Origin of the sequence: Actinomadura sp. BRA 177 (genome assembly GCF_013372625.1) — a bacterium.
In the GTDB taxonomy this organism is placed as follows: Bacteria; Actinomycetota; Actinomycetes; order Streptosporangiales; family Streptosporangiaceae; genus Spirillospora.
Genome location: NZ_JABXFD010000215.1, coordinates 1 through 9,217 on the forward strand (window position 1 = coordinate 1; position 9,217 = coordinate 9,217).

General features: G+C 73.0%; 11 protein-coding genes. 7 read left to right on the plus strand and 4 right to left on the minus strand.

Annotation, left to right across the window (positions count from 1 at the left end; translation table 11 throughout):
• Positions 1–135 precede the first annotated feature (135 nt).
• Genes HUX53_RS08000 through HUX53_RS08025 form a run of 6 tightly spaced genes read left to right on the plus strand, consistent with a single transcriptional unit; the run spans position 136 to position 6,286 of the window.
• Positions 136–999, plus strand: a complete 864-nt coding sequence (locus HUX53_RS08000; RefSeq protein ID WP_176402521.1) for a complex I subunit 1 family protein — start codon at positions 136–138, stop codon at positions 997–999.
• A 10-nt stretch (positions 1,000–1,009) separates the two neighbouring features.
• Positions 1,010–1,516 carry an NADH-quinone oxidoreductase subunit J gene (locus tag HUX53_RS08005; RefSeq protein WP_176402522.1) on the plus strand — a complete coding sequence of 169 codons (507 nt, stop codon included), beginning with the start codon at positions 1,010–1,012 and terminating at the stop codon, positions 1,514–1,516.
• Positions 1,506–1,811, plus strand: coding sequence for an NADH-quinone oxidoreductase subunit NuoK (gene nuoK, locus HUX53_RS08010; protein ID WP_176402523.1), 306 nt, complete (start codon positions 1,506–1,508; stop codon positions 1,809–1,811). The genes HUX53_RS08005 and nuoK overlap by 11 nt, the downstream gene beginning before the upstream one ends.
• Positions 1,808–3,427, plus strand: coding sequence for an NADH-quinone oxidoreductase subunit L (locus HUX53_RS08015; protein ID WP_176402524.1), 1,620 nt, complete (start codon positions 1,808–1,810; stop codon positions 3,425–3,427). The genes nuoK and HUX53_RS08015 overlap by 4 nt, the downstream gene beginning before the upstream one ends.
• 4 nt (positions 3,428–3,431) lie before the next feature.
• On the plus strand, positions 3,432–4,913 hold the full coding sequence (locus HUX53_RS08020; RefSeq protein ID WP_176402525.1) for a NuoM family protein: 1,482 nt from the start codon (positions 3,432–3,434) through the stop codon (positions 4,911–4,913).
• Positions 4,913–6,286 carry an NADH-quinone oxidoreductase subunit N gene (locus HUX53_RS08025; protein WP_176402526.1) on the plus strand — a complete coding sequence of 458 codons (1,374 nt, stop codon included), beginning with the start codon at positions 4,913–4,915 and terminating at the stop codon, positions 6,284–6,286. The genes HUX53_RS08020 and HUX53_RS08025 overlap by 1 nt, the downstream gene beginning before the upstream one ends.
• Here the strand turns inward: HUX53_RS08025 and HUX53_RS08030 are convergent.
• Positions 6,276–6,677 carry an NUDIX domain-containing protein gene (locus tag HUX53_RS08030; RefSeq protein WP_176402527.1) on the minus strand — a complete coding sequence of 134 codons (402 nt, stop codon included), beginning with the start codon at positions 6,675–6,677 and terminating at the stop codon, positions 6,276–6,278. The two genes, HUX53_RS08025 and HUX53_RS08030, sit on opposite strands and share 11 nt — an antisense overlap.
• Positions 6,678–6,682: 5 nt before the next feature.
• Complete coding sequence (locus HUX53_RS08035; protein WP_176402528.1) at positions 6,683–7,492, minus strand: S-adenosyl-l-methionine hydroxide adenosyltransferase family protein; 810 nt, start codon at positions 7,490–7,492, stop codon at positions 6,683–6,685.
• A 38-nt stretch (positions 7,493–7,530) separates the two neighbouring features.
• On the opposite strand from HUX53_RS08035, the gene HUX53_RS08040 reads away from it, so the two are divergent.
• Entirely contained in the window at positions 7,531–8,508 is a 978-nt protein-coding gene (locus HUX53_RS08040; protein WP_309237111.1) for a LysR family transcriptional regulator, read from the plus strand.
• 3 nt (positions 8,509–8,511) lie between these two features.
• Here the strand turns inward: HUX53_RS08040 and HUX53_RS08045 are convergent, their stop codons facing one another.
• Both HUX53_RS08045 and HUX53_RS08050 read right to left on the minus strand, forming a co-directional pair.
• Positions 8,512–8,907, minus strand: a complete 396-nt coding sequence (locus tag HUX53_RS08045) for a RidA family protein (protein ID WP_176402529.1) — start codon at positions 8,905–8,907, stop codon at positions 8,512–8,514.
• A gap of 103 nt (positions 8,908–9,010) precedes the next feature.
• The coding region (locus HUX53_RS08050; protein WP_217919201.1) for a hypothetical protein at positions 9,011–9,217 on the minus strand (207 nt) is incomplete at its 5' end.

Genomic DNA, 9,217 nt, shown 5'->3' on the forward strand with positions numbered 1-9,217 from the left:
GGCTCCGGGAGATCGAGGGGGCGGAGGGGCGGCCGCGGGAGTCGCTTGAGGTGCTGCCGTCGCTGCTGGAAGGGGCGGAGCTGGGCGAGGTGCGGCTGGTCGTGGCGAGCCTCGATCCGGACCTTGGGGCGATCGATGGTTGAGGTCGTCGTGCTCGGTGTGCTGGCGGTCGCGGCGGCGACGCTGCGTGGCGCGTTGGCAGGACGTCCTGCCGCGCCTTTCCAGGAGGCCGTGCGCCTGCTGACCATGCAGCGGCGCGTGACGGCCACGTCCGACCGGTTGCTGACGCGGATAGGGGTGATCTCGCTGCCGGTGGCGGCGGCGCTCGCGGCGCTGGTCGTGCCGTTCGGCGACCGGGTGGCGGTCGGATCGGGCGTCGGCGTCGTCTGGTTCAACGCGATGGAGGTCGTCGCCTGGGGATCGGTGTGGCTCGCCGGCTGGGGCGTCAACTCCGCGTACGCGCTGGTCGGCGGCTACCGGTTCCTCGCGCAGGGCCTCGCCTACGAGCTGCCGCACATGTTCGCGCTGATCACCGCCGCGCTGGCCGCCCACTCGCTGGACCTGCGGGTCATCGCGGCGGCGCAGGACGGGCTGTGGTTCGCGGTCTGGATGCCGGTCGCGTTCGCCGTCTACCTGGTCTCGGCGCTCGCGATGACGTTCTGGGGGCCGTTCGACCATCCGGTGGGCGGCGACCTGGCCGGCGGGGCGATGGCCGAGCTGTCCGGGCCCGACCGGCTCGTCTTCCTGGCCGGACGGTACGGGCTGCTCACGGTGGCGGCGGCCGTCGCCGTCCCGCTGTTCCTCGGCGGCGGGGCGGGGCCGCTGCTTCCGGGCTGGCTGTGGTCGCTGGTGAAGACCTGCGCCGTCCTGGCCCTGCTCGTGTGGACGCGGGGACGGGTGCCGACGCTGCGCATGGGCAGGTTCATGACGGCGGCGTGGACGGTGCTGATCCCGGCCGCGCTGCTGCAGATGCTCGTCGTCGGGATCGTCGTCGTGTGAGGAGGGGCAAGTGGAGGACGCCGCGTTCTGGGTGCTCGCCGTCGCCGCGGTCGGGTTCGGCATCGCGGTCTTCATCGTGGACTCGATGGCGCGGGCGACGTTCTCGCTGCTGGCGTCCTTCCTGTGCGTCGGGGCGGTGCTGCTGCTCGTCGGCCTGCACTACCTGGGCGTGCTGGTGATCCTCATGATGATCATGGAGATGCTGGTGATGGCGGTCTTCATGGTCATGTACATGATGAACCCGGCGGGGCTGATGCCGATGTCGATGCTGCACAACAAGCGCGGCGCGCTCGCCGTCTCGGGCGTCCTGTTCGCGGCGCTGGCGGCCGGGATCTTCGCGATCCCGTGGCCGGAGCGCGCGGGTCGTCCGCCGCCCGACCCGGCGTTCGCGCTCGGTGAGTCGATCATGGGGGCGAAGATGCTGGTCATGATGGTGATCGGGATCGCGATCCTGGCCACCATGATCGCGACCGTGGTGCTGGCGACGCAGCGGGGGCGGTACGACCGTGACGCTTGAGGCGTTCCTGCTGCTCGCCGCCGCGCTGTTCTGCGTCGGGCTGTTCGGCGCGCTGTCCCAGCAGTCGATCGTGATGCTGATGATGGGCCTCGAACTCATGATCAACGGCGTGCTGGTCGCCGCGGCCGGGTTCTGGCACTGGGTGTCGCCCGGTATGCCGGACGGCCAGGTCCTCGTGCTCGTCGCGATCACCGTGATGGCGCTGGAGATGGCGATGGGCTTCGCCGTGGTCACGGCGCTGTTCCGCGCCCGCGAGGTGGACATGACCGATGACGCGGGGGAGCTCAAAGGATGAGCGTTCGGCTGGGCGGGCTGGCGGTGGACGGGCTGTCCGCCGTGCTGCTGGTGACCCTGGCCGTCGTCCTGGTGGCGGTCCTCGTGTTCTCGGCCGGAGAGCGGTACGGCGTCCGCTTCTACGGGCTGATGCTGCTGTTCGCGGTGGCGATGGCGGTCACGGTCACCGCGACCGACCTGCTCATGCTGCTGATGGGCTGGGAGGTCATGGGCGCGATGTCGTACGCGCTCATCGGCTACGTGTGGTCGGACGCGGAACGGGTCCGGTCGGCGGACGTGGCGTTCCTGACGACGCGGGCCGCCGACATGGGGCTGTACGCGGCCGCCGGGTTCGCCCTCGCCGGAGCCCACTCGCTGCGGCTCGACGCGCTGGCGCAGGCGGACGTCCCCTGGCGGGACCTGATCGCGGCCGGGATCGTGGTGTCCGCGCTGGGGAAGTCGGCGCAGCTTCCGTTCTCGTTCTGGCTGGCGCGGGCCATGTCGGGCCCGAGTCCGGTGTCGGCTCTGCTGCACTCGGCGACGATGGTCGCCGCCGGCGCGTACCTGCTGATGCGCGTCCACCCGCTGCTGGCGGCCACGGGATGGGTGGAGGCGCTGGTGTCGTGGGCGGGCGCGGTCACCGCCCTGGTGCTGGGCGGCGTCGCGCTCGCGCAGACCGATCTCAAGCAGCTCCTCGCCGCGTCCACGTGCTCGCAGATCGGCTTCATGGTGCTGGGCGCGGGGGCCGGTTCGGTGGGCGGCGGGACGGCGCACCTGGTCGCGCACGCGGCGGTGAAGAGCCTGCTGTTCCTGTGCGCGGGCGCGTGGCTGAACGTCCTCGGGACTCAGCGGCTGGACGAGTTGCGGGGCGCGGCCCGGCGGCATCGCGTCGTCGGGGCCGCGTTCGGGGTCGGGGCGCTCGCGCTGGCGGGCGTCCCGCCGCTGTCGTTGTGGGTGACGAAGGACGAGGTGCTCGCGGGCCTGCCGGCGGGATTGCTCGCGGTCGGGCTCGCGGCATCAGTGTTGTCGGCCGCCTATGCGGCGAAGGCCCTGTTCGCGGTGTTCCGTCCCGCCGAAGGGGAGGCCGTACGGGTGCCGGTCCTGGGGCAGATCCCCCTGATCGTGCTGGCCTTCGCCGCGGGCGTGCTCGGCGTGCCGGGGCTTCCGGGCGTGGCCGAAGCCTGGCGCCGGATGCTCGGGGTGCCGCACGAGGGCGGGCTCGACATCTGGGTGCTCGTCCTCTCCGGGGCTCTTGCGGTGATCACGATTGGTGCGGTCGGGGTCGCCCGAAGGGTCCCGGCGCCCGCGTGGGCGGCGGAATGGGTGTATCTGGAGCGGGCGACCGTCGCCGTGGTGGTGCGGCCCACGTTCGCGGTCGCTCGGGCACTGGCCCGGTTCGACGACCGGGTCGTGGACGGCGCCGTCCGGAGCGCCGCGCGGGGCGGCCGGTGGGCGGCGGGCCTGACCGGACGCCGGGTCGAGATCCGCGTGGACGGCCTGGTCGGCAGGGTCGGCCGCGCCGCCCAGGGCCTCGCCACGATGGCCCGCTATCCGCAGACCGGGCAGGTCCACATCTACTACGCCCAGGCCGCGATCGTGCTCGCGGTGCTCGTCGTCGTCGCCGTCTTGGCCGGGTGAGCCGATGCTGACCGTCGTGATCTTCCTGCCGCTCGCCGTCGCGGCCGCGCTGCCGGCCGTCCCGCGCCGCGCGGTCCCGTGGACGTGGATCGCCGCCACCCTCGCCGAGGTCGCCCTCGTCACCTGGATGTGGGTCTCCCACGGGACGTCCGCCGGGATGTCGTTCGAGACGAACGTGCGGTGGATCCCGTCCGTCCGGGCCGGTTACCACGTCGGTGTGGACGGCCTGTCGCTGCCGCTCCTCGCCCTGACCGCCGTGCTGTTCGCCGCCTGCGCGGTGTACTCGCTGCGGCACACCCACCGGGTGCGGGCGTTCGCGATCCTGTTCCTCTTCCTGGAGACGGTGTGCCTCGGCCTGTTCGCGGCCCTCGACCTCCTGCTGTTCTTCGTCTTCTTCGACCTGTCGATCGTCGGCATGTACTTCGTGATCCTGCTGTGGGGGCACGGCGACCGGTCGCGGTCGGCGCTGAAGTTCTTCCTCTACACGTTCCTCGGGTCGCTGATCCTGCTGCTCGGCTTCATCGGCCTCTACCTGGGCGCCGACCCCAACACGTTCGACATGGTCGAGCTGACCCGGAACCCGCCGCTGCACGGCGGCCTCGCCGGGCTGACGCTCCTCGCCATCGGGATCGGCCTCGGCATCAAGACGCCGATCGTCCCGTTCCACACCTGGCTGCCGCCCGCGCACACCGACGCGCCCGCCGTCGGGTCGGCGATCCTCGCCGGCGTCATGCTGAAGATGGGCACGTACGGGCTCGTCCGGATCGCGATGCCGATGCTGCCGGACGCCTGGCGCCGCTACGCGCTCGTCTTCCTGATCGTCGGGCTGGTCAGCGTCCTGTACGGGGCGCTGGTCGCGCTCGCGCAGGACAACGTCAAGCGACTGATCGCCTACACGTCCGTGAACCACATGGGGTACATCGTCCTGGCGCTGGGCGCGGCCGGGTACGCGTCCGGCGACGCCGACGCGCGGCGCCTCGCGGTGACCGGCGCGGTGACGCAGATGGTCAGCCACGGGCTCGTCACCGGCGCGCTGTTCCTGCTGTGCGGGGTCCTGCACGACCGGGCCGGGAGCTACGACCTCACGCGGTTCGGCGGCATCGCGCGCGGCGCGCCCGTGTTCGCCGGGCTGGTCGCGGTCGCGGCGTTCGCGTCGCTCGGGCTGCCCGGCCTGTCCGGGTTCATCGCCGAGTTCCAGATCTTCGCCGGGACGATCGGGAGCGGCACGACCGCCGCCGCCGTGACCGGCGCGCTCGCGATCACCGGGATCCTGATCACGGCGGCGCTGTTCCTGCGCGTCCTGCACCGGGCCGTGCTCGGGCCGCCCGGCGAGCTGACCGCACGGGTCACCGACGTGCGGCGGCCCGAACTGGCGGCGCTCGCCCCGCTGCTGCTCCTGTCGCTGCTCATCGGCGTCGCGCCGCGCGGCCTGCTCGACACGATCGAGCCGCTGTCGGCCGCCGTGATCGCCCTGGTGGGACGGTGATGAACGAGAACCCCGCCGACCTCGCCCCCGAGCTGTGCGTGCTGATCGCCGCCGTGCTCGGCCTGGTCAACGGGCTGTTCCTGCCCCGCGAGCGGCAGTGGCGGGTCGCGGTGATCTGCGCGGCCGGGCTCGTCGCCGGGCTGGCCGTCGCCGGCGTGGCGGCGACCCGCGCCGACCTGATGGTGTTCGACGCGTTCGCCGTCGACCCGATCACGCACGTCACCCGGATCGCCGTGCTCGGCGCGACCCTCGGCGTGCTGGCCCTGGCGGCCGGGCAGGTGCGCGGGCATCCGCGCGAGAGCGAGCACTACGTCCTGATCCTGCTGTCGGCGCTCGGGACGATCGTGCTGGGCGCCACGTCCGACCTGCTCGTGCTGGTCGCCGCCTACCTGCTGGCGAGCATCCCCGCCTACGCGCTCGCCGGGTTCGGCAAGGACGCGCCGGGCACCGAGGCCGCACTGAAGTACTACCTGATGGGCGCGCTGCTCGGCGTCTTCATGCTCGCCGGGGTGACGCTGCTGTTCGGGGTGGGACGCGGCACCGCGTACCCCGCGTTGCGCGCCGGGCTGGCCGACGCCCCTTCGGCGGCGGTCGCCGCCGGTGTCGTTGCGCTGCTCGCCGGGCTGCTGTTCAAGGCGGGCGCCGTCCCCGGACATTTCTGGGTGCCGGACGTCACCGAGGGCTCCCCGCCCGCGATCGCCGCGTTCGTCACGACCGTCCCGAAGATCGGGGCGTTCACCGCCCTCTACCGGTTCGGCGCCGAGGCCCTGCCGCCCGGAACGTTCTGGCCCGCGCTCGTCGCCGTGATCGCCGCGGCCACGATGACGCTCGGCAACCTCGCCGCGTTCGGGCAGGACAATGTGCGGCGGCTGCTGGCGTACTCGACCGTCAGCCAGGCGGGCTACCTGCTCGTCCCGGTCGCGATGGCCGGACGCACCGACCTGGCCGAGCCCGCGCTGCTGTACTACGTCGCCGCCTACGCCGTGACGAATGTGGGCGCGTTCGCGGTCGTCCTCGCCCACGGACGCGACGACCTCGCCGGATACGCCGGGCTGATGCGCGGCTCCCCGCTGCTCGGCCTGTCGCTCGTCGTCTGCCTGCTCGGCTTCATCGGCACCCCGCCGACCGCCGTGTTCGTCGGGAAGGTCCTGATGTTCGGCGCGGCGCTGGACGGCGACTACGTCTGGCTCGCCGTCGTCGCCGCGGTGAACTCGGTCGCGAGCGTGTTCTACTACCTGCGCTGGATCGTCCCGCTGTTCCGGCGGTCGGACGAGCGGTCGCGTCCCGCGCGCGGCGCCTCCGCCGTCGCCGTCGTCGCCGCGCTGTTCTCGCTGGCCCTCGGAATCGGCAGCGGCCTCGCGCTCACGAGCTGAGCAGGCCGTGCTTGTCGGCCAGATCGAGCGCGGCCTGGGACGCGGGGGCGAGCAGGTGCCTGTCGTCTCGTCCCACGTAGGCGTACTCGTCGACCTCACCGGCCGGTGTCATGGCGCCCTGGTAGGAGGCGGTGAAGCAGGCCATCCGCACGTGGGCGAAGTCGGGCTGGTCGTGGGCCGGCGCCCAGATGACGCCCAGCTCTTGGAAGGACGCCCGGTCCAGTTCCAGGGCCAGTTCTTCGCGGACCTCACGCGACAGGGCCGACCAGTCGTCCTCGCCCGGCTCGCGCTTGCCGCCCGGCAGGTAGAGCAAGTCACGGCCCCGGGACCGGACGGCGAGCATCCGTCCGTCCCACACCTGCACCCACGCGACCACGTCGAGGAACGCCACGCCGCTCAGTCCGTCTTCCGGAGCGTGAGGGTGTCGGCGCCGGTGAGGCCGAGCGCGTCGGTGGCCGAGCCCTGATTGACGGCCAGGCCCAGCCAGCCGGACGAGTCGATCCACAGCAGCGGCTCGCCCGGAGCGACGCTGCCGAAAGTCTCCTCGAAGCTGAGCCGCGCGGTGCCGGTCTCCCAGGTGACGTCCAGCCGGGTTCCCGGTGCCAGGTCGCCGAACGCGGCGGCCAGGTCGTCCCGCTCGGCGCCCAGGACCAGGCTGCCGAAGCGGTCGGTGTAGAGGACCGGGACCGTCAGCGTCCCGTCCGCGATCATCGGCGGCGGGACGTCCAGCGCCAGCGGCTCGACCGGCGCGCCGAGATCGGCCACGTCGACGCCGTTCGCGATGTGCGCGGCGGCGGGCGAGAAGATGTCGCGGCCGTGGAACGAGGTCGACACCTCGGGCAGCCGGTAGGCGGGATTCTCCAGCGCATGCGCCCGGACGACGCCGCCCAGCTTCCCGGCCGCCGGGAGCAGCAGGCCGTTGTCGGGGCCGACCAGCACGTCCCCGCGTCCCGTCTCGATCGCGACGGGCAGGCGCGGCGTGCCGACGCCCGGGTCGACGATGCCCGTGTGCACGCCCACCGGCAGATAGGGGAGCGCCTGGCGGAGCAGCATCGCGCCCTCTCGGACGTCGAACGGGGTGATCTCGTCGCTCAGCACGAGCACGTTCGCCGCCGGCGCGATCGTGTGGACGACGCCCGCGCAGATCGCCGTGTACGCGGCCCCGAAGTCGGTCGCCAGGCTGACGAACGGACGGGTCTCGGGCATGGGGCGAGCCTATCGGGGCCGGCTCGTATCCTTCACGGGTGCGCGCCGAAGCCCTCGACCCCGTGCTGCTGCGGACGTTCGTCGCCGTCGCCGACCTCGGCTCCTTCACCGCCGCCGCTGCCGCCGGCGGATACACGCAGTCGGCGGTCTCGCGGCAGATCGCGGCGCTGGAGGACATCTGCGGCGTGGAGCTGTTCGCGCGCGGCGCCCGCGGCGTCCGGCCCACGCCGGCGGGGGAGTACCTGCTGCCGCACGCGCGCGCCCTCCTCGACCGGCTCGCCGACACGGCCCGCGCGCTCGACGGGCTGCGCCGCCTTGATACCGGGACGCTGCGCGTCGGCGCCTTCCCCACCGCGAACGCCGTGCTCGTGCGTTTTTTCATGCCTGCGAGCCCTCGGCACCCTCCGGTGGCGCCCTTCGTTCCTCAGTGCGCCACCGGCTGCGCCCTCGCCCGGTTCCGGGACCGGCACCCAGGTGTGCGGCCGGTGCTGCGCGAGGGGACGACCGAGCGGCTGCTGCCGATGCTGGACGCGGGCGATCTGGACCTCGTCCTGGTCAGCACGCACAAGCATCCGTCGATCGACGCCGAGCACCTGGTGCCCCTGCTGGACGAGGCGCTCCTCGTCGCGCTGCCGAGCGGGCACCGGCTCGCCGGCCGCGACCGCGTCCCGCTGGGCGAGCTGGCGGACGAGCCGTGGATCGTGGCCGACGACCCGGAGGCGATCGCCGCGCTGCGCGCGCGGTGCGAGGCCGCCGGGTTCGTCCCGGAGACGCCGCTGCGGGTCGCCGAATGGATCTCCAAGCTGGGCCTGGTCGCGGAGGGGTTCGGCGTCACGCTGGTGCCCGCGCTGGCGGCGTCCGCCGTGGCGCGCGACGGCGTCGTGGTGCGCGCGGTCGCGTCCGGCCGGCCGCGCCGCTCCGTCTACGCGGCGGTGGGACGGCACGCGCGCAGGTCCCCGGCCGTCACCGCGTTCCTGGCGGACCTGCGGGACGTGGCCGGCGACCTGCGGCCCTGACGGCTACGGGATCGCGGCGACGATCTCGACCTCGATCAGCGCGTCCGGGTGGAACAGGCGGGGCACCTCGACCGTCGTGCTGGTCGGCGGCGCGCCGGTGAAGCACCGCCCCCGGACGGCCCCGTACTCGGCGCGGAGATCGATGTCGGTGAGGAACGAGCGGATGTTGACCACGTCGGCGAAGCCCGCGCCGTGGGCCGCGAGGATGCGTTCGAGCAGCGACATGATGACCTCCGACTGCCGGGTCATGTCGCCGGGGGCGTCCACCTCGCCGTTCTCGTCCAGGGCGATCTGCCCCGACACGTACAGCATCGGGCCCTGGGTGACGTACGCGGTGTGGGAGTAGGCGGGGTTCGGCGGCGCGGGGACGGTAGCCGGGTTGCCGAGCGTGACGCGCATCTGTGCGGTCCTCCTGTGTGTCATGGCGGGACCGACGCTAGGCGCCGCCCGCCCATGACACCAGCGAAGGCTTCGCACGGCAGCCATGCGCACCCCGCATGGCTCAGTCGATGGCGAACAGCAGCGCGACCAGGGCCAGCAGCATCGTCAGCCCGGTCGCGAGCAGGACCGAGACCGGGTCGGCGGCGGCGCCGGCGGCCAGCCGGTGCTGCCGGACGCGCAGGCTGTCCCTTATACCCCTCTCCGAGCCCACGAGACGGGCTCCCAACTCGTATGCCGTCTTCCGGCTGAAAAAAAAAAAAAAACACGC

Excerpts from the sequence above, each read along its gene's own strand:
- HUX53_RS08000 (WP_176402521.1), top strand. The coding sequence starts at position 136 with ATGGTTGAGGTCGTCGTGCTCGGTGTGCTGGCGGTCGCGGCGGCGACG.
- HUX53_RS08015 (WP_176402524.1), top strand. The coding sequence starts at position 1,808 with ATGAGCGTTCGGCTGGGCGGGCTGGCGGTGGACGGGCTGTCCGCCGTG.
- HUX53_RS08020 (WP_176402525.1), top strand. The coding sequence starts at position 3,432 with ATGCTGACCGTCGTGATCTTCCTGCCGCTCGCCGTCGCGGCCGCGCTG.
- HUX53_RS08025 (WP_176402526.1), top strand. The coding sequence starts at position 4,913 with ATGAACGAGAACCCCGCCGACCTCGCCCCCGAGCTGTGCGTGCTGATC.
- HUX53_RS08035 (WP_176402528.1), bottom strand. The coding sequence starts at position 7,492 with ATGCCCGAGACCCGTCCGTTCGTCAGCCTGGCGACCGACTTCGGGGCC.
- HUX53_RS08045 (WP_176402529.1), bottom strand. The coding sequence starts at position 8,907 with ATGCGCGTCACGCTCGGCAACCCGGCTACCGTCCCCGCGCCGCCGAAC.